Consider the following 22674-nt stretch of genomic DNA (forward strand, 5'->3'; position numbering starts at 1 on the left):
ATTGATCGGTATGTGCGGAATTGTCGGAATCTTGGGTCGTGGTTCGGTCGTCGAGCGGTTGATCGGCTCACTCAAGCGATTGGAATATCGTGGCTACGACTCGGCGGGTGTCGCGACGCTCGAAGCTCTTCGCATCGAGCGCCGCCGCGCCGAAGGTAAGCTGAACAATCTCGAGAAGGAGCTGCGTCGCAAGCCCTTGTCGGGTCATGCCGGCATTGGTCACACCCGCTGGGCGACTCACGGAAAGCCCACTGAGGGCAACGCCCATCCGCATGCGACGGAGAATGTCGCGGTCGTTCATAATGGAATCATTGAGAACTTTCGCGAGCTGCGCACCGAACTGGAGCAAAGTGGTGCCCAATTCGAGTCCGAGACCGACACCGAGGTGGTCGCGCATCTCGTCGAATCCTATCTGCAGAATGGCTGCTCGCCGCAGGAGGCGGTAAAGGCGTCGCTGCCACGGTTGCGCGGAGCTTTTGCACTGGCCTTCCTATTCAAAGGCCACGACGACCTCCTGATCGGTGCGCGTCAGGGGGCGCCCCTTGCGATTGGGCATGGTAATGGCGAAATGTATCTGGGGTCGGACGCTCTCGCGCTCGCGCCGTTCACCGATACCATCACCTACCTTGAAGACGGCGACTGGACGGTTCTGACCCGCACGATCAGTGTCATCTATGGAGCACGGGGGAATGTCGTCCATCGGGAACCGTCAAAGTGTGGTGCGTCGTCGCTCCTCGTGAACAAGGGGAATTATCCACACTTCATGCTCAAGGAAATCCACGAGCAGCCGGAAGTAGTCGGGCAGACACTGGCCCATTACGTGGACATGACCGCTGGGCGCGTAGCCTTGCCGCTGAAATTGCCATTCGACTTCAATGTCATTGAGCGTATCTTGATCACGGCTTGCGGCACGGCGAGCTATGCTGGGCAGATTGCGAAATGCTGGTTCGAGGGGCTGGCACGCGTCCCGGTCGAGGTCGATGTCGCGTCCGAGTTCCGTTACCGTGAGGCGCCTTTGCGCAAGGGGGACCTCGCGATCGTCATTTCTCAGTCAGGGGAGACCGCCGACACGTTGGCCGCATTGCGCTACGCCAAGGGCCAGGGGCTGCACACGATCTCCGTCGTCAACGTGGCAACGTCGACGATTGCACGCGAGAGCGAATCGGTGCTGCCGACGCTGGCGGGGCCGGAAATCGGCGTCGCCTCGACAAAGGCCTTCACCTGCCAGTTGATGGTGATGGCCGCGCTTGCGGTCGCGGCGGGTAAAGAGCGTGGAGAATTATCCGAGATCGATGAATGCAAGCTCGTGCGTGAGCTGATCGAAGTGCCCCGGCTGATTGCCGCGGCGCTGGCGGTCGAACCGCAGATCGAGAAACTGGCGCGTGATATCGCCGGGTCAAGTGACGTGCTCTATCTCGGTCGTGGCACATCGGTTCCCCTGGCGCTGGAGGGCGCCCTCAAGCTGAAGGAAATCTCCTATCTCCACTCAGAGGGATATGCCGCCGGAGAGCTCAAGCATGGTCCGATTGCATTGATCGACGAGACGGTGCCGGTCGTGGTGATAGCGCCTTACGACCGGGTCTTCGGTAAAACCGTCTCGAACATGCAAGAAGTCGCTGCTCGTGGCGGCAAGATCATCCTGATAACCGATACGAAGGGCGCCTCGGAAGCGGCGCTCGACACGTTCGTGACCATCGTGCTGCCGGACATGGCCGCAACCTTTACGCCGATGGTATATGCCATCGCGGTGCAACTTTTGGCCTATCACACCGCCGCCGTCATCGGCTCGGACGTCGATCAGCCGCGTAACCTCGCAAAATCGGTGACCGTCGAATAGGCGGCAACGGAGCGATCGCCCGCGAGGCTCCTGGCCGTCTCGCGATCCGGTGATGTTTGGTTGCGTCTGTTCCGTGAATGCGAGAACCGACCACATCGTCAGTCTCGCTCCTATCCAAATTGGTTGTCGTTGGCGAGGATCGGGCCATGTGGTTAGGCCGATCCCGATCACTCCGCCTGTGCGAGCTCGTGCAGCACTCCGCTCGCCAGCTCGAGGAGACAGGCCAGCCCTAGACGTTATCAAGCGCCGGGCGGCGGTCTGGGGAAGGAGGCCGATTGATCGCATCAATCGTGCGACTATTCCGCTCCAATTGCTGGTGTCTGGCATCATCGGCCGCGATCACGCTCGTGGCGGAAGCTGGTCCGCTCGGAAACAAGCACGCGCCGTTATTGGCGATTGGAAATATGTGTGACCACGCCGGCCCTGGAAGGCGATCTCGAAAATCCACGTCAGCTTTTGGTAAGCCTGGATACCTATCAGCCTCTGCGGGCCTAGTCGGCCTTAAGCCAATGCTGAAATGTCCAGGAGTACGTATCGTCATGTATAATCGAATCGGTGGCTCATCCAACGGCCAATGGTCGCGTTCGGCCGAAGACGACGAGCACGCTTATGGAGATAGGTTCGCGGATACGTTCGCCGAACTGCGTTTAGGCGCCTCGGATTCGAACGGTTACTCATCGTCGTCGTCAGCGCGGCCGTACTCCGTCGTTTCCAGGCCGCCCGTGGTCGAGATGACCAAGGCGGCGTTCAGGCAGGAGGCGCAGGCCTTTCACGGCCCGGAAATCTGGCATATCGCCAACAATCCCCAAGAGTACTCACACTTCATATCCGATAAAGCAAGGCGAACCGCGGAGGTCGCCGAGGAATATGGAACCACTCGCGATTCGGATCAGGCGCGATACTTCAGCTACCACCTTGGAAGTAAGAGTGTCGGGCTTCTAAGAATGGAGGGCGGAGACAGCATGACCGAGTTCGACGTCGAACGGTGGCAGGAACTGTTTCCGGGACGCACTCGAACGACCTCCACCGTAGATCTTCAGGTCGTCCACCCGCTTGTCGAGAATGCCGGCGATATTCTGCTCGAGTATCAACTTGGTCTCGACGGTAAACGGCCGTTGCTCAATCTGCGCCCGGCGAATGATGAAGCAAGAGCTCGTGCAGAAAAGTTGGGCTTCGTTGAGGTTGATGATGACAACATGGTGCTCGATCCAACGAAGTCAGAGAAGTGGACGCTCAGTCATGGTAAGTGGCAGCGAACAGGCACGTCTGCGCGATATCTTTCCAAAACCGACGAGGGTGAGGGCAGAAATGCAAAACCTGCGGCAAGCTCATCAGAATATTCCGATGAAGACGATTTCATGTGATCATCGAACATTCTGAAGATGTCCCGCGGAAGGAGAATAATCGGCCGCGCCGGGGTTCTCGTGCGCCGACCCGACGCGTTTGGCGTCTCACGATTGAGAAGAGCTTCCACGATCTGGGCTAGACTGCTGCCCGGAATGTTCGACAAAGCTTAGCTTCATCGTTGCAGCGTCGATCGCGCGAGTTGGATGTCGTGGTTTCGCGCAGTAAAATTGCTCGCATCGGCAACAACTACACGTGACGACGTGCGCCCGGCTGCCGAAAGGGACCGGGCGCTTTTTTCCCGTGCGATGACTGCGGCCCAAAGAGCCCGGGCGAGGCCGCGGTGCGATGGAAAAGAACGGCAACAATATCGCGTGACGCTGGCGCGAATGAAACGGTTGGCGTCGCCACCCGTTCTGTTTACGAGCTGCATACACAACAGCAGGGCAAATGGACCGTCGACGTCGGCACTATTGCCGACCGCAACACTCACCCTTCCGATGGCTCATTCGCGCGCAGGTTCGCGCGAGAGGTGCTCCTAGATCGTTCATCCGCTCAGGTGCCTGGCCCACCGCGGTGTCCCTCTAAAGCGATTTCGAGGTGCTTGATCAACGTCTGCCCGGCGAATGGCTTGGCCAGGAAACAAGCCGCTCCGGCACTCTGCGCGGCGGCGCGAACGCGGTCATTGGGAAACGCCGTGATGAAAATGAACGGCGCGTTGTAACCGCGGGCGCGTGTGGCCGCGAGCATATCCAGGCCGCTCATAGTCGACATCTGTACGTCCGTGATCACGCAGGACATTTCGTGCAACTGCATCGACTGCAGGAACTCTTCGGCCGACGCGAACGTCAGGACGATATAGCCGCGCGATTTCAGAAGATTCTCTATCGCAACACGGACCGAGGCGTCGTCGTCAACGACGGAAATCAAAGGCGTGGACAAGACGAGCCCTCCTGACCCGCAAAAGCGCTTTCCGAAGCATTAGCCTCCCTGAGCGGAAAGTGGGCTTGGGGCACGTGATTGTAAAATCATACTTAGGTTTGTTCGGGCCGATTGTCATGGATACCCAGCGTCTCAGTCATTCTGATCAGATCGGCCAACGACCGAGCGCCCATCTTCTTCATCACGTGTCCCCGATAGATCTTGACGGTAATCTCGGCGAGGCCGAGCTCCGCAGCTACTTGTTTGTTCATCAGGCCGGCCGTCACCAGTTTCAACACGTCCTGCTCGCGCGGGCTCAAAGTCTCAAACAACGACTGGAGGCCCGCGATTGTCTTCGCGGCTTCCCGTCTCTTGCGATCGCGTTCGATTGCCGCAAGCACCGCATCAAGGAGCTCCTGATCGCGAAATGGTTTGGTAAGAAAATCGACCGCGCCACCTTTCATGGCTCTCACGCTCATGGGAATATCGCCATGGCCTGTGATGAAAATGATCGGGATGTGAAGGCTCGACTTGGCCAACTCGGCCTGGAACTCAAGTCCGCTTAATCCCGGCAGCCGGACATCAAGAACCAGACAGCTTACGACATCTGGAACGTTGCTCTGCAGCATTTCGCGAGCCGATCCAAAAGCAACGACCTCCAGGCCCACCGACTGAAAAAGGTTGGTGAGCGATCGACGCATTGAGGCGTCATCCTCGACAACGAAGACGATCGCGCTTGTTGCTCCCTCGGCTTCCCTGCCTTGGCGCGGCGAGTCAGAGCGTTCGGTCACGACACGACCTCCTTATGGAACGGCAGGGTGAATTGGAAAGTCGCGCCCGGGGCCGCCTTGCGGACAATCGACAGACGCCCCCCGTGAACCTCAACGATTGAACGGCAGATCGAAAGGCCCATTCCAAGCCCGCTCGATTTGGTGGTGAAGAAAGGATCCAAGACATGATCCGCGTGATCATCGGCGATTCCGACGCCGCAATCAGTCACCGCAATCTGCACGGATCCGCTATCGTCTTTGCATGACTGAATCACCAGTTCGCGCGGCCGGTCCTCAACCGTTTGCATGGCCTCGATTCCGTTCATCACCAGGTTGATGATCACCTGCTGCAGTTGAACCCGGTCGCCGAGGACCGCTGGAAGCGCAGGCGCCAACTCGGTTCGTAGTCTCACGTGGTGGGTCAACAGTTCACGCGTCACGAGCGCGATGGCGTCGTTGATGACCTCATTGAGACCGAGAGGCACCATCTCGATCTCGCCTTTCTTCGCAAGTGCGCGGATGCGGCGGATGACCTCGCTTGCTCGAATTGCATCTTCGATAATCCACTCAACAGACCTACGCGCAGCGGAAAGATCGGGAGTTTCGCGACCCATCCAACCGAGACACGCGTCGGCATTGCTGATAATGGCGGCAAGTGGCTGATTGATTTCGTGGGCAATGGAGGTCGTCAATTCCCCCAGCGTCGTCACGCGCGTCACGTGCGCAAGCTCGGCCTGAGCCTTCCGCAGCTCTTGCTCCGCTTGATCTGCGCGAATCGTCGCGGTGATGTCGGTGCTGACGCCACGGTAGCCGAGAAAGTTGCCGTCCACGTCAAAGAAAGGCTTGCCGCTGGTCCGAACGTAGATTGGAGCCCCCATCCGGTTGACGGTGCGATAGACCAGATCGCGAAACGGCAGATGCGCATCCAGCGTTGCTCGATGCTCTCGCCATTTTTCGGGTTCTGCGTCGACGTCGCACGCAATGTCCCAGCGGAGCTGGCCGATGAGGCCGGTCGCCAAGATTCCTGCGGCGCTGGTGTGCTCCGAGAGGTGTGTGACCAAGTGATCCGGGCCGGTCTCCCAGAGCCAGTCCGAAGCAGTTTCGGCGTAGTCGCGAAAGCGTTGCTCGCTTTCTCGCAGCGCAGCGAGTGTGTTTTCCAACCGTTCCCTGGCCGCGTACTGCTCGGTGACGTCCATATGGGTTCCGATGAGCTCGCGCGAAGAGCCGTCGCCCCCGACCATAGCATGCGCGACGGAATGTATGCGCCTAGTTGTGCCATCGGGAAGCAGGACTCGGAAATCATACTCGAAGTTCTCACCCTTGCCTTCGACAACCTGACGCTGCACCTCCTGAAGCGGCGGCACGTCATCTGGATGGATCCGCGAGAGGATCGCATCTCTCGACGCAGCCTCTTCCGGATCGAAGCCAAAGAGACGATCGACTTCGGCGGAGCGATAGGCAAAATCGCGACGGTAGACATCCCAGGTCCAACTGCCCGTATGGCTGAGACGCTGGGCTTCGGCCAGATTGGCTTCGCTACGGCGCAACTGTTGCTCCGCCTGCTTTGTCGCCGTAACGTCCGTCGCTGCCCCCACAAATTCGATGTCCCCAGATGCGGTCGTGATGGCTCGCGCGCGCGCGTGGATGTGCTTTATTGAACCGTCCGCCATCACGATTCGGTATTCATGCTCGAAATCCTCTTGGTCTCGCATCGCGCGATCAATGATCTCTTGGACAGAAGCCTTATCGTCCGGATGGGTCCGCTCGACGACCAGGCCCGGATTTGGTTCAGTGGCCGGATCGAGTCCGAAAATTCGAAAAGTCTCTCTTGACCAAAAGACCTCGCCGGTGGCGACATTCCAACCGAAACTGCCGGTGCGGCTCAATTCCTGAGCCTGGGCCAGATGCGCTTCGCTTCGCTGCAGGGCAAGTTCCGTGCGCTTTCTCTCGGTGATATCTTCGCAGGCAATGAGGACGATCGGCTTGTCATCGGCCCATACCATGGCTTTGGCGTTTTCACGCACCCACAGGACCGAGCCGTCCTTCCTAATTTTCTGAACGTCCCAAGTGTGCGATTGGCCGACCTGTTCAAGGCACTTGGCGATGCAGTCGCGCACGAACGCACGGTCATCCTGAAGAAAAACCTGCAGGACGGACTGGCCGATCAGTTCCGCGCGCGCGTAGCCGAGCTGCGTCGCGCCGAAGGTATTGACGTTTAGGACCATGCCGGCGTCATCGACCATGAAGTACATGACTGGGTTGTGCTCAAAGATTTCGCGCCACTGCTTTTGGCGGTCGCGCAAATCGGCTGCCTCCCGCTTGAGCCTGGCCGTTGCCTTAAGCGTATCTTCCCGTTCCAGGCGGAGCCGTCCGATGACGTACGTTGCAACAATCGACGTAATCAGGAACGCGACAACCACCTGAAGATATTGCGGATCGTCGATCCGAAGATTGAAACTTGGCGGCATAAAGAAATAGACCAATGCCGCGATCGAAATCATGGACAGCCCAATTGGTGCAATGAAGCTGTCCATCGGAGAAAACGCCACGATCACCGCCAGATAGGCAAACGCGGTCGCGGCGAAGTGGGGGCGAAAGTAGAACGAAGCGAGCGTTACCACCGCCAAGGCTAGGCTCCCGGAAACAAGCCGCCAGGCTGGATGCTTGAGCTTGGTGAATTGATTACGCATGCCTGTCAACTGTCCGGCCTTAATCGATGCCGGAAGAGATTAACATTTTGGGCAAAAATGGGGCAATTCATTTCGACCGAGAGCGCGCCTGAGCGGCTCCACGATCGGTTATCGATTGTGAGAATCAGCACGACCAGCAGGGAAGCGCATTACAAACGTTCGTATAGTTCCGCCAAATGTTTGAATATCGAACGTCGCCTCGGCGTGAGAGCCGCTGGTCTCGGCTCCCGATTTTCTTCGCTCGACGGCGAGTAGTGCTTGCAGGAGACAGATCGGATCAAAGGCAGGAGTGTCCAACCCAGGTTGACTTCGACTGGCCGCAGAACGGCTTCGTCCGCCCTTCGCAGCGCGACCAGCGAAGTCCATCTCTTCGGACGGGGCCGTGCTCAAGGTTCTGAGCGTTTTTCGAATGACCGGACGGGCAAACTGGTTTTTTTGGTCGCCCCAATCGTTCGACGTCGTTCGTCCGCTTCCATGCTTTCGAGAGAACAGTCTCGCGCGTGAAAGCTCATCTCTACGCGAGCTGATTTGGCGCTGGACCGCGCCCGGAATATTGGAACCGACGGCTTTGCGAGATGCTCGTTTCGGTTTCCAAGCTATGCGCCACTATTGCGCCGGATGCCGACGCTAGGCAACGGAAAGCTGAGTTGCCGGAGACAAACTTTTGGGGGCACAATCCTGGACGCCCTCCGCCGGATTGAGCACCCAGAATGACGAACTCAGCCGCACTCGACTTGGTGGCATTTCGCCATCGCCGACAAGCTGTAGATCTACCCCGCGGTGTCCGTCGGCTCCGCCTTGGTGAGATCGATGTCCTTGTCGAGCCGCGCACGCAGTGTTGCGTGGTCGAGTTCGCCTTCCCACCAGGACACGAACACGGCGGCAATGCCGTTGCCGGTGATGTTGGTCAGGGCTCGCACCTCGCTCATGAATTTGTCAATCGAGAACACGATCGCCATACCGGGCACGAGCGCTGGGTTGACCACTGATAGGGTTGCGGCGAGCGTAATGAAGCCTGCGCCGGTAACGCCGCTTGCACCCTTCGAGGTCAACATTGCCACGACCAGGATCGTGAGCTGTTGGCCAAAGGTGAGATCGACCCCGAGCGCCTGCGCAATGAACAGCGTTGCCAACGTCATATAAATGTTGGTGCCGTCGAGATTGAAGGAGTAGCCGGTCGGTACCACGAGCCCGACCACTGGCTTGGAGCAGCCCAGTCGCTCAAGTTTTTCCATCAACTGCGGCAGCGCGCTTTCCGAGGACGAGGTGCCAAGTACAATCAAGAGCTCGTCCTTGATATAGACGATGAACTTGAGAACCGAGAAGCCGACCAGGCGGGCAATAACACCAAGCACGACCAGGACGAATAGCGCCGCCGTCACGTAAAACAATGCGATGAGGCCGATCAAGTTGCCGAGTGCCGCGGGCCCGAATTTTCCGATCGTAAAGGCCATGGCGCCAAACGCCCCGATGGGAGCCGCTTTCATGACAATGGCGATCACGCCAAACACCGCATGCGCGGCGTCGTCGATAATGCCGCGTAGCCTCTCGCCGCGCTCGCCCAGCGCCATCAGCGAAAAGCCGAACAAGACCGCGAACAGGAGTACCTGCAGGACGTCTCCGCGCGCAAGAGCGCCGACCACGCTGTCGGGAATAATATTGAGGATGAAATCGACTGTTTTGGAGGTTTCCGCCTGCCTTACGTAGTTGGCGACCGCCCCAGCGTCCGGTTTGACGGAAAGCCCCCGACCGATCTGGAACAGATTGCCCATTACCAGCCCCAGCAATAGGGCAAAGGTGGAGACAATCTCGAAATAGGCTAGCGCCTTGATGCCAACTCTTCCGACCTTCTTTGCATCTTGAATATGCGCGATGCCGGACGTCACAGTGCAGAAAATGATCGGCGCGATGACCATCTTGATCAGCTTGATGAAGCCATCACCAAGCGCTTTGACCCACTCGTTGGTCGCGAGTGACGGCCACAACCAGCCGACAACGATGCCAAGGAGGATCGCGATCAGAACCTGGACGTAAAGAAGTTTGTACCAAGATCGCGATGCCCGCGCAGGCGCCGCAGTTGCGATGGTGGTCATGTCGCTCCTCCCTTGGACGCAAACTCAAATACGAGCCGCCGCGCGTTGAGAAGCGACGGCATCATATGCGTCAGTCGTTTCTTGCCGTGTCCGATTGAAGACGTTGATGTCGGCAGTTCGACACGTGCGGCGTCATTTCAATGGCAGGCTTTCAGTTTCTGCTTATCCTGCTCTGTCTAGCAAGAAGTGCGCCAACCGGGGCGGCGCTTCTTGGACGGGCCTGACGATGACTCGACGGTCTTCCGTGCTGGCGCGCATTCGTGCCGCGAACGCGGCGACGTCGCTGGATGTGCCGCCAGTAGATTCCGTTAACTTCCGGGATTGGATGCCAAGCCAGGTCAAGTACGTAGCGCTCGTTTGTTTTGTCGTCGCTCCGCAACTTGCTTCTTGACCGTGGCGATGATTGCGTTCGCCAGTTGAGCTCCCCTTCTGTCGTTTTCTGTCGACATAGCGCCATCCCATCTTTAGTCGAGCAGCGTCACGCGATGGTCAGTGACGTGATCGGCATGAGAGGGGTGGCGGCGTCGATGCAGCATTCCGCAACAATGGTAAAATCCATTGTTTGGATGGTAGGTATCCACGCCGTGAAAGTATGGAGCAATGCTCGGAGGGGATGCCGAGATCCACGTTGGTTCTTGCTCGTTCCGTTGCCCGCGTAACCTGATCAGCTGACGCCGCAATGGTCTAACGCCGCCCGAATGACCTCGGTGGACCACTTAGACTCCACGTCTCTCTCGATGCGGCAAAAGAGGCGGTGCCGGGCTCGGACCTCCGTACTGAGGCAAGCCCTGGCTCGGAAACGAGCAACCGTCTCGCTTGTAATCGTGCGTAACATAGGCAGCTAGAAGAGTAGTCGTCGCTGGCGAGAACGACATCTGGCTCAATCTGAGGATTGTCGCACCTTGGTTGCTGTGAAAAGCTTCTGTCACACCAAAACCCCTGGGGGCGTCGACCTTGAGCTTGTCATATCAGTCGGCCTACACAGCGCCCGTGTTGCCCAAGCTCTACACTGTACCTCCGCCCCCAGGCTGGTAGCACGATGACCAACGGGCGTGGCGACATCTGATACATGGGATGCGATCGCAAAAGATCCTACCGAGCGCGTCTCAGCCGCAGGCAGATCTCACGTTTAAGGCGTGAGCTACGTGGCCACCATTCCTGGAGCGCGAGATTTTCTCCGTCGAGCTTGATTGGCTCGCCCAACCAGTTGGGCACGCGCTGCGCGCCGGAGCTCTCCTCGATGCAAACTGACGGATCGCAGTTATTTCTCGGGGGGGCGCGGTCGTTAGCTTTGCTGTCAGGCAGGTAAGGCTGGTCAGCGAAACGAGTAGTGCATGATAGTGACGGCAGCGCTTCGTTCACGCGTGGCTCAGGAGCGCCAAGTCACAGCGTTACTGACGTCATCCCAGAATGCTGGGCGAGATCGTCTCGGAACAATGAATGACAGGAGTGGAATCTGCTCCCGACACTGCAAAGCAGCGAACACCGATGGCCGTGACCAGTTGTACGCGCTGTCCGGCATTGGCGGCCTCTTCAGGTCGCGTTTGACTTGGCGATTCCGTGAGGTCGAGGACTCTACCGGCGTGTCACCTGCTCGCTGCAGAAGCCCCACGTATCCGCGACAGTATGTAGGGAAGGTGCTGATGGCGCGCCGATCTTGGCTTTGCCACAGCGGCGCGCCCTGTGGGGACGGAGGATCCGCATTTGGCGTTGCTCCCACCCTGACACGAAAGTCGGGTTCGCGGGCCAATTTCCATCAGCCGGGCAGGCAAAATGGAGATGCGCGACCGCGATGAGCCGACCTCGAAATGTATACAGAACCTGACGTGAATGCCGCCAGATGCAGGTTCTTTGTCAATATTTGACCCGATTTCATCTGTTATCGTGGAAGAAGTGGATACAGAATGTATCCATCGGTGAACAACGAGGACCGCCAATGGACCACTGTTTTCCAATGAATGCCTGGTACGCCGCTGCCTGGGATGCTGACGTGAAGCAGGCGCTATTGCCGCGTACCGTATGCGGCAAGCACGTCGCGATGTATCGCCGCAGCAACGGCGAGGTGGCTGCCTTGGAAGATGCCTGTTGGCATCGGCTGGTGCCGCTTTCAAAGGGGCGACTTGAGGGCGACGCTGTCGTTTGCGGCTACCATGGGTTGAAATTTAACGCGCAGGGGCGCTGCACCTTCATGCCCTCGCAAGACACAATCAACCCCTCCGCGTGCGTGCGTTCCTATCCTGTTGTCGAGCGTCATCGTTTCATCTGGCTATGGATGGGCGATCCCGCGCTGGCCGATCCACAATTGGTGCCGGACATGCACTGGAACGACGATTCCGCGTGGGCCGGCGACGGTAAGACCCTTCACCTCAAATGCGACTACCGTTTGGTCGTCGACAACCTCATGGATCTGACGCACGAAACGTTCGTCCACAGCGCCAGCATTGGCAATGACGCCATCGCGGAAGCGCCGTTCGATGTCACGCATGGCGAGAAGACCGTCACCGTCACGCGTTGGATGAAGGGAATTACCGCGCCGCCGTTCTGGGCCAAGCAATTGCAAAAGCCGGGTCCGGTGGACCGCTGGCAAATCATTCGTTTCGAGGCACCATGCACCATCAATATCGATGTCGGCGTCGCGCCCGCCGGGACGGGCGCACCCGAGGGCGATCGCTCGGCCGGTGTCAACGGTCTTGTCCTCAACACCATCACGCCGGAGACGGAAACGAGCTGTCACTACTTCTGGGCATTCGTGCGCAACTATCGGTTAGGCGAGCAGCGTCTCACCACCGAGCTCCGCGAAGGCGTTGCCGGCATTTTTCGGGAGGACGAGCTGATTCTTGAGGCGCAGCAGCGCGCGATCGCCGAAAACCCAGACCGGGTCTTCTACAACCTCAATATCGATGCGGGCGCGATGTGGGCACGCCGACTGATAGATCGCATGATTGGCGCGGAGCATCCGCCGCAACGGCAGGCGGCGGAGTAAGGCATGGCCGAGCGTGACAGCGATCGCGCCGTCTCGCAAACAGTGCGCGCGCAGCTCAGTTTGCGCGACCTGATCCTGTCGGGCGATTTGCGGCCAGGCGCGCGAATCTCAGAATTGCAGGCAGTGCAGGCCACCGGTGTCTCGCGCACGCCGGTGCGAATGGCGCTGGTGCGATTGGAGGAGGAGGGTCTTTTGGAAGCGATCCCCTCCGGCGGCTTCATGGTCAAGGCGTTCTCCGAGCGAGATGTCTTGGATTCGATCGAACTGCGCGGCACGTTGGAAGGACTTGCGGCGCGCTTTGCCGCCGAGCGAGGCGTTTCATCGCGCGATCTCGAATCCATGAAGGGTTGTCTCGACGAGATCGATACCCTGGTGCGGCAGGACCCGATCTCAGTCGAGGCCTTCGCCTCCTACGTCGCGCTCAATGCGCGTTTTCATGCGCAGCTCACCGAACTGTCGCGCAGCCCACCCCTGATCCGGCAGGTCGATCGCGCGTCGGCGCTCCCGTTCGCCTCGCCGAGCGGTTTTGTCATGACGCAGTCGACGCTGCCGGACGCTTCCCGGACGCTGCTGATCGCGCAGGATCAACATCGAGTCGTGATCGACGCAATCGAGAACCGCGAGGGGGCGCGGGCCGAAGCGGTCATGCGCGAGCACGCGCGGCTGGCCGCACGAAATCTGCGGCTGGTGCTCAAGAATAGGACACATTTCGATCTGCTCCCCGGACTGGCGCTCATCAGGACGGCAGGCGATTAGAGGAGGAACCGCATGCGCTTCATCGAAACACGGACGCCCGCCACCTTGATCGCGACACGCGATCTGACGACTTCAATCCGCGAGTTTCTGATCCGACCTGACAATTATAAGGGCGCGGCCTACCCGGTTGGAAGCCACATCGATGTTGCTGTCGTCGTCCATGGCCAGCCCGAGACGCGGTCCTACTCGCTGGTTGGTGAAGTGGACGGCGCCGGCTACCGTATTGCGGTGCGGCGGGCGGATGACTCACGTGGCGGCTCGCGCTACATGTGGTCGCTCGCGCCGGGGGCACGGCTGAACGTCACATTGCCGATCTCGTTGCTGCCGATTGACTGGGCGCGTCAACATTATTGCTTGGTCGCCGGCGGCATCGGCATTACGCCGCTGATCGGGGCGGCACAGGCGCTCGCCCGGCGCAATGCTGAGTTCATTCTGCATTATGTGGTGCGTTCGCGCGAGGATGCGGCCTATCTGGATGTTCTGGTCCCCTTGTTGAACGAGCGCCTTGTTGTCCATGCCGGCAACGAAAAGCGTCGCTTCGATCTCGCCGCGACGTTCGCGTCGCTGCCGCCTGATGCCATGACGCTGTTTTGTGGCCCGATGCGTATGCTCGATGCCGCGCGACGAGCTTGGATCGATGACGGGCGCGCATTGTCCGACCTGCGCTACGAGACTTTCGGTTCGAGCGGCTTGCTACCGACCGAAAGTTTTCGGGTGCGCCTTGCCGAACAGGGCGTCGAGATCGAAATTCCGCGCGATCGCTCGATGCTGGACGCGCTCAATGCGGCAGGTTACGAGGTGATTTCGGATTGCCGTCGCGGCGAGTGCGGCGTTTGCGCCATCAACCTCATCGGCGTCGACGGGGAGGTTGATCACCGTGACGTCTTCTTCAGCGAGCAGCAGAAACGCGCCAGCGAGAAGATCTGCGCATGTGTCTCGCGCGCCCGCGGTACCATCACGGTCGACATGCTGCTTCGCCCGGACGTCGTTTAGCCTCGCCTCAAGACGCCCGACGGCGGAAAAGCCGGAGTTTCAACGGAGGTCTCGGAGGAGCCAAGTCGTCCCACATCTGACCGTCCTCGGGCGTTCGGCAAAAATCGTGTCACTCGACACCGATCACGCTGACATTCAGCCCGCAATCCTGCCCATCGCAGTCGATGCAAGCCTCGATCTCTTGGCCCCGAGCCGCTATCGCCGTTCCCGTCTGCAGGAGGTCGTGCCGGCGGTGTCACGGCAAATGTGTTGCGCGGCATGACTGTAGCATGCCTCAGGTTGCACTGAAATGCGCAAGCAATGCCAGTCCAGACGCAATTTGCACGACCTTATTCTCTTGCGAGAGCGAAAGTCGGCCGACGACGGTCGCCTTCCTTGGAGAAGCTGAGCTACCCAACAACGGTCAGGCATGGACGCACCAATCTCCAGCTTAAGAACCTGAATGATAGATCCACAAGGCTGGCGTTGCTTCGATTGAGCTAAGTCAAAGCCTGCAGCGCAGGACGCCCTACCTTCAACTCATTAGGCTCAGGAGGCATTCCATGCGAGCTCACCAGGTCATGACGAAGAACGTCATCACGGTCACTCCTCAGACCTCGATCGAGAACGCCGCCAACATCATGCTACGCAACCACATCGGTGGGGTGCCGGTCGTAAACTCCGATGGCAGGCTTGTGGGCATCGTCTCGGAGAGTGATTTCCTGCGCCGCAGCGAGATCGGAACCGGACGCAAGCGTCCGGCCTGGCTGCAGTTCTTCCTTGGACCCGGCCGAGCAGCCGTCGACTTCATCCGTGAGCGGGGCCGCAAGGTGGAGGACGTGATGACGCTGGAGCCGATCACGGTCGAGGAAGAAGCATCGCTGGACGAGCTCGTGGGCCTGATGGAAAAGAAGAACGTCAAGCGCCTGCCAGTGATGCGCGGCAAGGACCTAGTCGGCATCGTGGCCCCTTCGAATCTGCTGCAGGCCGTTGCCAGCAAGGCGGCCGAGATCCCGGATCTAACTGCAGACGACGACCATATCCGCGACCGCATCGTTCAGCAGGTCAGCGCCACGGACTGGTGCCCGATTGGTTTTGAGGTCGCTGTGCGTAACGGCATTGTGCACCTTCACGGCGTCATCATCAGTCCTGATTTGCGCCGGGCAGCAATCGTGGCAGCGGAGAACGTCGCGGGCGTCAAGGACGTGCATGATCATTTCTGCTTTGTCGACACCTATTCCGGCTACCACCTTGAATTTCGGGAAGACGCGAAGGCCGCGAGTTAGTCCGCTACCTCATTTGGAAGCCAATCGATGTCCTGGATTGTTTGGATCTTCTTCATCATCGCAGCGCCGATCGCGGCGTTGCTGGTTACGCCGGACTCTGCGAATTTCGATATCGTGCAGGCTGTCCTTGCGATCATCCTGATGACCGCCCTGATCGGCCTCGGCGCGGCGTGGACAGCCTATCGCCGGCGAAGCGTCCGCCCATAGATAAGGTTGGCTTGGTGTCTTTGACCGGACGACAATTGTCATCTTGCGATCATCGGCCTGAACTTGATCAGGTCCGACAACGCCCTCGGCGTATCATATGGACCAAAGAAATGGCTGATCGACAGACTTGGCGCCCCATTCTCTTTTGCTGCCCGTGGACGGGGCGCACGGTACAGGGATTATTGTCCGAAGAGGTCTTCAGCTCTACCGGTTCAAGCAAGGATCGCTACGAGCCTGTCACATGCGTCGCCTGCGCGGCCACTCATTTCGTCAATCCGGTAACCGGAATTGTATTGGGAGCTGGCGCAAAGCGGTCGTGATGCCTCCGCATCAAACTAATCGACGGCGCCAATTACGCGTTCAGCCGATTCAGGACGGCTTCGTCGCGCAACTGGATGCGTCGGGATGTTTCGAGTGTAATGATGCCGGATTGTACGAACTGGGTAAATGTGCGCGACACGGTCTCGATCGTCAATCCAAGGTAATCGGCAATGTCCCGCCGCGACATTGGCAACTCAATCACGGCATCGCGGCAGCTGCGGCCGGACATTTCCAGCAAAAATCCGGCGACCCGCTCTTCGGCGCTCTTGATCAGGACAAGGGAATGCTCCTGGACCCTCTGCAACTCCCGCACCGTGAGCGTCCAAAGCTGCGCGGCGAAATCCTTTTCGCGCTCGGCGCGAGCCATTAGGCTGCTGCGTTTCACCACGAGCACCTCGGCATCATTAAGGGCTTCGGCGGACGACAGGTGAACCTCGCCGGCCTCGACGCCGAAGATGTCTCCAGGCAGGTAAAAACCGCAGATCTGGCGTCGGCCATCATCCAGCATACGATAGGTGCGCACGGCTCCAGAAATGGCCTGATAAAGGTATTCGGCTGGCTCATCTTCACCGTAAATCTCAGCGTTGCGGGCAAATCGCATCGCTGCCCCCATCAGAGCCCGCGGACTGTCTTTTTGGGCTACACCTGAGCGCAACAGCGGAAGGGAACGACTATACTTTTGGGAATTGGCGGCCGTCATGAGCATGGCAAAACTCCGGTTCGATCCTTCACGATCGGAAGTCTGCCTCTTTTTAATGTTTCCGAAATCTCGGTCGGTCCCCTAAGTACAATTCCGGAGGGCCGCAGGGAGTTACCGACCGGCGTCGAGCGCTGGTTACCTGTCAGCTTCGCTCGAGGTGCAATCGTTGCGGCGCACCTCTCATCTGCTTAACTTGCAATTGTGGAGAAGATGGCGAGTGGATCTCTCGCGGCGTCGGCTAGCCGTCCAGCCTTATTCACGCGAGGTCCCGAATCCGATGCGCGATCTGCGGTTCATAGTCCATCAGACGCTCCAGATACCGTCCAGGGTCGTATCCCCCGAACAGATCGATGGTACAACATCGGCCTTGATTTTTCTGATCTGAACCCGGGCAAATCTGCTCTCGCGGTTGTCTGCTCGGCTTGTCTTACCAACGCGCAACCGTTCTTCTATCAGGCTAACAATTCCGATCTGCTGCTCGTCTCGCTCTTCGCCTGCGGACATTCGTCGACGGTGATTCGCTTCCTTCCATAGACATCTGAGGGGACGCGATGCCTTGGCTTCATCGGCGCGCATCACAGATCTCATCGCTCGTGCAGTTCCGGCTCGGCAAAGGGCAAGGTGAACTCGAACACAGTACCGCCGTCATTGTGAGACCGGGCGGAGATGCGGCCACCATGCGATTCGATGATCGTGCGGCAGATGGAGAGGCCGACGCCCATTCCGTTCGGCTTGCTGGTGACAAACGGCTGAAACAACTGCCGCGCGATCTCCGGGTTGATCCCCGTGCCGGTATCGGCCACCGAGAAGAATGCGGTGTTGTTCCTGTTTCTGACTTCGATTGTGAGTTCGCGACGGCTCGTTGTCTCCATTGCCTCAACTGCATTCCTGATCAGGTTGAGCGCAACCTGCTGGATCTGGATCTTGTCGACGATGATATCCGGAAGGTCGCGATCGCAATGAAGCGAAACCCGGACGCCTTGCTCCCTCGCGCCCACAAGCGCCAATGCCGCGGCTTCTTCCAGCAGCACGGCTGGATTTTCCAAGGTTTGCTGGGTTTCGCCCTTCGCAACGAACTCTCGCAACCGCTTGATGATGTCGCCGGCGCGCAGTGTTTGGGCGGCGCTACGATCCAGCGCTTCGATGACTCTCTGCTTATCGACATGCTCTGACTTCAGCAGCGTCGCTGCACCGCGAAGGTAGCTCGTGATCGCAGACAGAGGTTGATTGAGCTCATGAGCCAGCGAGGACGCCATCTCGCCCATCGCGGTCAGGCGCGACACGTGGACCAGCTCCGATTGCAACTCCTGCATGCGCCGTTCCTCGCTCCTGCGCTCGGTCAGATCACGGATGAACCCTGTAAAGAACCTTTCCGCACCGACCCTGGCCTCGCCGACCGCCAGCTCCATCGGAAAAGTCGAGCCATCCCTGCGCTCTCCGACAACAATCCGCCCGATGCCGATAATGCGACGTTCACCCGTGTTCCGGTATCGGTGCAGATAGTTGTCATGTTCATCCCGATAGGGCGTGGGCATCAGGATCGAGACGTTCTTCCCGATGACCTCCGCGGCTGCCCAGCCGAACAGCCGCTCGGCAGCGACGCTGAAGGAGCGCATGATCCCATTCTCATCGATCACGATCATCGCTTCCGGCACAGTGTCCAGGATGGATTGTAGCTGCGCCTGCCGATAGCGTGCATCCTCCGACTCGCGCGAAAGCCGGTCTCCGACGAAGCCGAGTATCGGACCCAGAACGGCGAATGACAACACGTCGATCAGATCAGCCGGATCTGCATGGAGTCTATTTCCGAGGAAGAATAGTGTGGCCCCAAGACACAGGACTGTCGCGAGGAGCGCCGGGCCACGTCCGCCAGCCAGGGCGGCAAACATCACGGCCGGGACGTAGATGACAGTGAAACTGCGTCCTTCGAAATAGCGGTCCAGCACGAGCCGGACGGCAAACACAAGTAGCGTTGCAGCCACAGCCGATCCATACCTAAGCCAGAAGCGACATCGCATTGTCATCAAGCTGTTTGCCTCGCAAACTTTCGCTTCTCGGGCGATTTCTATCTATATAGCCCAAAGCGGCTGGTCACTCCTATCCGCTTGTGTCAATATACCAAAGCTCGCAACGGCTCTACTCTTGTCGATGCCTTCACTCACCATCGCCTGTTATCCCAACCATCGATTGCTCCGAAGGTGAGCGGATGCACGTCGTCGTCATCGACATCCGTCATGTTGCCATCGAATGGTACTGTCGAGATCGCCTTCGAGACTGCGCTGTCCTTCATGTGTCTTGCCCGGCTTTGAGCAAACCTTGACAGCGTTGATACAACTCGTTGATGTAGCAATTGGCCGCACGAGTCCAGTGACGCAGGTCAGCGTTGCCGTCGCTTCCGTCCGAAGCTGCCAATCCGTCTTTTGCTGTCTGATTGCGCCACATCAACTGCTCTGGCGATCCAAACTGTCATGCTCGACGTCATCGTTCACAGATGAAGCCCGGCATGCGTCGAACATTCAATGTCATCTTTCGTTGGCTCACTTTGCTGGGATGGCGGGACGTCACGACCGCTCCATTCGACTGTGCGATCGAACTTGCAGTGTTCGATGTCGATCCGCGCAGGCTGGCGTTTCCCTGCCTGCGCCACGGCGACGCATGGGTCGACGCCACAACAATGCAGCCCATAGAGGTCTCGCCGACGCACTGGCGCTACTGGCAACCCGAGGTCCTGCCGATGAGTTGCTGCTGACCATGTCTCGGCTTGCATCCATCGACAGATTGCTCGCAGTTCTGAACCTGCGGTCGCATCGTGCGACGTCTTGCTGGCGAATGGCCGCCGGCCTGATCCTGGCGTTTGCCTGTACCGCGCTGACCGTCGCTGCCGCGGTCGCGCTGGTTCATTTCCACCACTCGGATACGCCGTGATCGGTGACAGGCTCGTCATCGGCGATGGCACGCCACGCCGCGCCGTCGAGGTCGTCATACTGGCCGCTCTTGAGCGACCAGAGAAATCCGAGCAGGCCGAGGAAGCCCAGGGCGAGCGCGAGCGGAACCAGATAGACCAGGACTTCCATCAGACAGCCTCCCTCGCTCGCGCCCTCAGCGCATTGAGCATGACCAACAGCGACGAGCCAGACATCGCCGCTGCGGAAATCAGCGGCGTAACGAGGCCGGCGATCGCAACCGGCACCGCCAGCGCATTGTAGATCACGGCAAGCCAGAGGTTCTGGCGCATCAGATGCAGCGCCTTGCGCGAGACCTTGACCGCCACCAGCACCGGCGCGAGACAGTCGCCGAGGAAGACCGCATCCGCGACGGCCTGGCTCATGTGAGTGGCGCTGACCGGTGACATCGAAGCGTGTGCTGCGGCGAGTGCAGGCGCATCGTTGAGGCCGTCGCCGACCATCAATACCTTGCAGCCCCCTCGCGCCAGTTCCTCAATGCGCGCGATCTTGTCGACCGGAAAGACCTCGGCGCGCCATTCGTGGATGCCGAGCATTCCGGCCGCGAACCGCACCGCAGGTTCACGATCACCGGAGACGATCTCGACCGCGATGCCGAGGCGATTGAGGTTCGCGATAATCTCAGCCGCGTCCGGCCGCATCTGTTGCCGAACGGCAAAGACGAAGGTCGCGTCGCCATGGCTGAATGCGACAATGGACGCCTCGGGATCACGGCTGAGCATCTCGTTGGCGAGGTTCTCGGCGTTGCAGAACGAGGGCCGGCCAAGCCGGATCGGCTGCCCGTCATGATAGCCCCGAACGCCTTGCCCCGGCTCCTCCTCGATATCAGTCAATGGCTCGGTGGCACCCGCGGCGCGCGCCACGGCAGCGGCGACCGGATGGCGGCTCGACAGCGCCAATCGGCCTGCGATCTCGACGACGTTGTCGGGAAGGTTCGCCAGATTGGCAACATCGAGCTCGGGGAGCGTCAGCGTACCCGTCTTGTCGAAGATGACCCGGTCGATCTCGGCGATGCGCTCGATCGCGTCGCCGGCATTAAGCAACACGCCGGAACCGAACAGCGCGCCGGACGCGACCGTCTGCACAGCCGGGATCGCAAGGCCCAGCGCGCAGGGACAGGTGATGATCAACACTGCGATCGCCGTGACGATCGAATCGTGAAGCGTTGCACCGTAGGCGAGCCAGCCCACCATCGTCAGAAAGGCGGCTGCGTGCACGACCGGGGCATAAAGCCGCGATGCGCGCTCTGCGAGGCGCAAATAGCGTGAGCGCGCCTGCAGCGCTTGGTCGAGCAGCCGAGAGATCTCGGCAAGCAGCGTGTTCTCCGAGGCCGCCGCCGCGCGGACACGGAGCGTACCCGACCGCACCAAAGTACCGGCGAAGACCGCGCTGCCCGGCGCTGCGCTCACCGGCAGGGTCTCGCCGGTGATTAGGCTCTGATCAATCTCCGAGCGTCCCTCGATCACGTTGCCGTCTACCGCACAGCGTTCGCCGGGCCTCAGCAGTACGATGTCGCCGGGCCTGATCGCCGCGGCGGGTACCGTCTTGATCTCCGTGGAGCTGATGAACTTCGTCGCGGTCTCCGCCTTCAGTGCGGCGAGATTACCAGCGAAGGTGCGGGTACGCCGCCGCATGTTCTGGTCGAGATAGCGGCCCGCGAGCAAAAAGGCGATCAGCATGATCGCTGCGTCGAAATAGGCGTGTTCGGCGTGGCTGATGGTCTCGACAACCGACATCGCCAAGGCGAGCACGATGCCGATACTGATCGGGACGTCCATGTTGACACCCCGCGCGCGCAACGCAGACCACGCGGAAGCAAAGAACGGTTGCGCCGCATAGGCCGCGGCCGGTAAGACGATCAACGCCGACAGCCAGTGGAAGAAGTCGCGCTGCTCCGGCAGCATGTCCGAGACGTTGCCGGACCAGACTGGAATTGACAGCATCATCACGTTCATCGCGGCAAAAGCGGCGACGCCGAGCCGACGCAGCAGGCCCTGGGCTCGCTGGGCTTCGCGATACTCGCCATCGTCCTGCTTGAATGGATGGGCCTTGTAGCCGAGTTCCGCCAAGCGCTTCACGAACAGTGCCGGATCAAGCGCGCCCGGCCTCCACTCCAGCGCCAGCCGACTATCGGCGAGGTTCACACGCGCAGAAACCACATCCGGAATACTGGATAGGTTGCGCTCGATCTTGGCCATGCAGCCGGCGCAATTGATACCTTCAACTGCGAGATCAAGGTGAACGAGTCCCTCACCCGCACCTTTCAAATAGTGGGAGAAGTCGACTTCCGCCTGCATGCGCGCTGCCTCAATCCAGGACGATACGATTCTTCGACAGAAACATGCGGCGGCCGCCGGCGTCGCCCTCGATCACGAGGTCCCATTGTCCGGCGGCGACGCCGTCGACGCTGCCGCGGTAGCGGCCGTGATCGGCTTCGGTCATCTCGATCGCGTGGTCGGCGCGGTCGTCGGTCGGCCGCTCCAGCCGCGCGATGAAGGTCATTCCGGCAAGTGGGGTCCCAGCGTGGTCGCGAGCCTCGATCGCAAGCGACGCCGCGCCATCGGATCGCCGCTCGACATGAGCTTCAATCCGCCAGTTGCGCTCATTCTGTCGCCTCGCGGCGACGATCTCACGCTGGTAGGCGAGACTTGCGCGATAGGCGCTATCGACCTCCGTTCCCGGCAGGGTCGCGATCGCAAAGCGGATCATGACCACGTTGACACTGATGACGACCGCGAAGAATGCGACCGTCGCGATCAGGACGAAGCGTCCGGTAATCGGTCGCGCGCTTGGTGTCGTTATGCTCATTGTGGCGTTTCCATCGGCGGTCG

At 59.7% G+C, this 22674-nt stretch carries 19 protein-coding genes; 8 read left to right on the forward strand and 11 right to left on the reverse strand.

Features of this window, described 5'->3' with window-relative positions; translation table 11 throughout:
• Positions 1-10: 10 nt before the first annotated feature.
• Positions 11-1837, forward strand: a complete 1827-nt coding sequence (glmS, locus tag P6U30_RS09155; protein ID WP_280978243.1) for a glutamine--fructose-6-phosphate transaminase (isomerizing) — start codon at positions 11-13, stop codon at positions 1835-1837.
• Positions 1838-2376: 539 nt separating this feature from the next.
• Positions 2377-3201: an Effector protein NopP gene (locus tag P6U30_RS09160; protein WP_280973514.1), complete on the forward strand. Its 825-nt coding sequence runs from the start codon at positions 2377-2379 to the stop codon at positions 3199-3201.
• A gap of 535 nt (positions 3202-3736) precedes the next feature.
• Here the strand turns inward: P6U30_RS09160 and P6U30_RS09165 are convergent.
• The 4 genes from P6U30_RS09165 to dctA all read right to left on the reverse strand — a co-directional run bounded on the left by P6U30_RS09165 (position 3737) and on the right by dctA (position 9655).
• Positions 3737-4123 (reverse strand): response regulator transcription factor, encoded by a 387-nt coding sequence (locus P6U30_RS09165; protein ID WP_280973513.1) that lies wholly within the window; start codon positions 4121-4123, stop codon positions 3737-3739.
• A gap of 92 nt (positions 4124-4215) precedes the next feature.
• On the reverse strand, positions 4216-4893 hold the full coding sequence (locus tag P6U30_RS09170; protein WP_280980817.1) for a response regulator transcription factor: 678 nt from the start codon (positions 4891-4893) through the stop codon (positions 4216-4218).
• On the reverse strand, positions 4890-7562 hold the full coding sequence (locus tag P6U30_RS09175) for a PAS domain S-box protein (RefSeq protein WP_407151033.1): 2673 nt from the start codon (positions 7560-7562) through the stop codon (positions 4890-4892). The genes P6U30_RS09170 and P6U30_RS09175 overlap by 4 nt, the downstream gene beginning before the upstream one ends.
• Positions 7563-8332: 770 nt before the next feature.
• A complete protein-coding gene (gene dctA, locus P6U30_RS09180) occupies positions 8333-9655 on the reverse strand; it encodes a C4-dicarboxylate transporter DctA (protein ID WP_280973509.1) in 1323 nt (440 codons plus the stop codon).
• A 1936-nt stretch (positions 9656-11591) separates the two neighbouring features.
• On the opposite strand from dctA, the gene P6U30_RS09185 reads away from it, so the two are divergent.
• The 5 genes from P6U30_RS09185 to P6U30_RS09205 all read left to right on the forward strand — a co-directional run bounded on the left by P6U30_RS09185 (position 11592) and on the right by P6U30_RS09205 (position 15859).
• Positions 11592-12638 (forward strand): aromatic ring-hydroxylating dioxygenase subunit alpha, encoded by a 1047-nt coding sequence (locus P6U30_RS09185; RefSeq protein WP_280980816.1) that lies wholly within the window; start codon positions 11592-11594, stop codon positions 12636-12638.
• A gap of 3 nt (positions 12639-12641) precedes the next feature.
• Positions 12642-13394, forward strand: coding sequence for a GntR family transcriptional regulator (locus P6U30_RS09190; protein ID WP_280980815.1), 753 nt, complete (start codon positions 12642-12644; stop codon positions 13392-13394).
• Between the two features lie 12 nt (positions 13395-13406).
• Positions 13407-14387, forward strand: a complete 981-nt coding sequence (locus P6U30_RS09195; RefSeq protein ID WP_280980814.1) for a PDR/VanB family oxidoreductase — start codon at positions 13407-13409, stop codon at positions 14385-14387.
• A gap of 542 nt (positions 14388-14929) precedes the next feature.
• Positions 14930-15652, forward strand: coding sequence for a CBS domain-containing protein (locus P6U30_RS09200; RefSeq protein WP_280980813.1), 723 nt, complete (start codon positions 14930-14932; stop codon positions 15650-15652).
• 27 nt (positions 15653-15679) lie between these two features.
• Positions 15680-15859, forward strand: coding sequence for a hypothetical protein (locus P6U30_RS09205; RefSeq protein ID WP_280980812.1), 180 nt, complete (start codon positions 15680-15682; stop codon positions 15857-15859).
• Positions 15860-16211: 352 nt separating this feature from the next.
• On the opposite strand, the gene P6U30_RS09210 is transcribed toward P6U30_RS09205, so the two are convergent.
• From P6U30_RS09210 to P6U30_RS09225, 4 genes are all read right to left on the reverse strand, one after another.
• Positions 16212-16886 (reverse strand): helix-turn-helix domain-containing protein, encoded by a 675-nt coding sequence (locus P6U30_RS09210; RefSeq protein WP_280973503.1) that lies wholly within the window; start codon positions 16884-16886, stop codon positions 16212-16214.
• Between the two features lie 297 nt (positions 16887-17183).
• Positions 17184-17456 carry a hypothetical protein gene (locus P6U30_RS09215; RefSeq protein ID WP_280973502.1) on the reverse strand — a complete coding sequence of 91 codons (273 nt, stop codon included), beginning with the start codon at positions 17454-17456 and terminating at the stop codon, positions 17184-17186.
• A gap of 8 nt (positions 17457-17464) precedes the next feature.
• Positions 17465-18862, reverse strand: coding sequence for a PAS domain S-box protein (locus P6U30_RS09220; RefSeq protein WP_280973501.1), 1398 nt, complete (start codon positions 18860-18862; stop codon positions 17465-17467).
• 176 nt (positions 18863-19038) lie between these two features.
• On the reverse strand, positions 19039-19170 hold the full coding sequence (locus P6U30_RS09225) for a hypothetical protein (protein ID WP_280973500.1): 132 nt from the start codon (positions 19168-19170) through the stop codon (positions 19039-19041).
• Between the two features lie 201 nt (positions 19171-19371).
• On the opposite strand from P6U30_RS09225, the gene P6U30_RS09230 reads away from it, so the two are divergent.
• Positions 19372-19629 carry a hypothetical protein gene (locus P6U30_RS09230; protein WP_280973499.1) on the forward strand — a complete coding sequence of 86 codons (258 nt, stop codon included), beginning with the start codon at positions 19372-19374 and terminating at the stop codon, positions 19627-19629.
• Between the two features lie 148 nt (positions 19630-19777).
• Here P6U30_RS09230 and ccoS read toward each other — a convergent pair whose 3' ends face one another.
• The 3 genes from ccoS to P6U30_RS09245 are packed head-to-tail and all read right to left on the reverse strand — an operon-like array spanning position 19778 to position 22651.
• Positions 19778-19954 (reverse strand): cbb3-type cytochrome oxidase assembly protein CcoS, encoded by a 177-nt coding sequence (ccoS, locus tag P6U30_RS09235; protein ID WP_280973498.1) that lies wholly within the window; start codon positions 19952-19954, stop codon positions 19778-19780.
• Complete coding sequence (locus tag P6U30_RS09240) at positions 19954-22140, reverse strand: heavy metal translocating P-type ATPase (RefSeq protein WP_407169056.1); 2187 nt, start codon at positions 22138-22140, stop codon at positions 19954-19956. The genes ccoS and P6U30_RS09240 overlap by 1 nt, the downstream gene beginning before the upstream one ends.
• A gap of 10 nt (positions 22141-22150) precedes the next feature.
• A complete protein-coding gene (locus P6U30_RS09245; protein WP_280980810.1) occupies positions 22151-22651 on the reverse strand; it encodes a FixH family protein in 501 nt (166 codons plus the stop codon).
• Between the last annotated feature and the right edge of the window lie 23 nt (positions 22652-22674).

Source organism: Bradyrhizobium sp. ORS 111 (assembly GCF_045571485.1).
In the GTDB taxonomy this organism is placed as follows: Bacteria; Pseudomonadota; Alphaproteobacteria; order Rhizobiales; family Xanthobacteraceae; genus Bradyrhizobium.

What these genes read in the sequence shown, in the direction of transcription:
- P6U30_RS09175 (WP_407151033.1), bottom strand. Translation starts at nt 7,562, where the DNA reads ATGCGTAATCAATTCACCAAGCTCAAGCATCCAGCCTGGCGGCTTGTT.
- glmS (WP_280978243.1), top strand. Translation starts at nt 11, where the DNA reads ATGTGCGGAATTGTCGGAATCTTGGGTCGTGGTTCGGTCGTCGAGCGG.
- P6U30_RS09195 (WP_280980814.1), top strand. Translation starts at nt 13,407, where the DNA reads ATGCGCTTCATCGAAACACGGACGCCCGCCACCTTGATCGCGACACGC.
- P6U30_RS09230 (WP_280973499.1), top strand. Translation starts at nt 19,372, where the DNA reads ATGAAGCCCGGCATGCGTCGAACATTCAATGTCATCTTTCGTTGGCTC.
- P6U30_RS09240 (WP_407169056.1), bottom strand. Translation starts at nt 22,140, where the DNA reads ATGCAGGCGGAAGTCGACTTCTCCCACTATTTGAAAGGTGCGGGTGAG.
- dctA (WP_280973509.1), bottom strand. Translation starts at nt 9,655, where the DNA reads ATGACCACCATCGCAACTGCGGCGCCTGCGCGGGCATCGCGATCTTGG.
- P6U30_RS09160 (WP_280973514.1), top strand. Translation starts at nt 2,377, where the DNA reads ATGTATAATCGAATCGGTGGCTCATCCAACGGCCAATGGTCGCGTTCG.
- ccoS (WP_280973498.1), bottom strand. Translation starts at nt 19,954, where the DNA reads ATGGAAGTCCTGGTCTATCTGGTTCCGCTCGCGCTCGCCCTGGGCTTC.
- P6U30_RS09225 (WP_280973500.1), bottom strand. Translation starts at nt 19,170, where the DNA reads ATGAAGGACAGCGCAGTCTCGAAGGCGATCTCGACAGTACCATTCGAT.
- P6U30_RS09205 (WP_280980812.1), top strand. Translation starts at nt 15,680, where the DNA reads ATGTCCTGGATTGTTTGGATCTTCTTCATCATCGCAGCGCCGATCGCG.
- P6U30_RS09245 (WP_280980810.1), bottom strand. Translation starts at nt 22,651, where the DNA reads ATGAGCATAACGACACCAAGCGCGCGACCGATTACCGGACGCTTCGTC.
- P6U30_RS09210 (WP_280973503.1), bottom strand. Translation starts at nt 16,886, where the DNA reads ATGCTCATGACGGCCGCCAATTCCCAAAAGTATAGTCGTTCCCTTCCG.
- P6U30_RS09190 (WP_280980815.1), top strand. Translation starts at nt 12,642, where the DNA reads ATGGCCGAGCGTGACAGCGATCGCGCCGTCTCGCAAACAGTGCGCGCG.
- P6U30_RS09215 (WP_280973502.1), bottom strand. Translation starts at nt 17,456, where the DNA reads ATGCGCGCCGATGAAGCCAAGGCATCGCGTCCCCTCAGATGTCTATGG.
- P6U30_RS09185 (WP_280980816.1), top strand. Translation starts at nt 11,592, where the DNA reads ATGGACCACTGTTTTCCAATGAATGCCTGGTACGCCGCTGCCTGGGAT.
- P6U30_RS09200 (WP_280980813.1), top strand. Translation starts at nt 14,930, where the DNA reads ATGCGAGCTCACCAGGTCATGACGAAGAACGTCATCACGGTCACTCCT.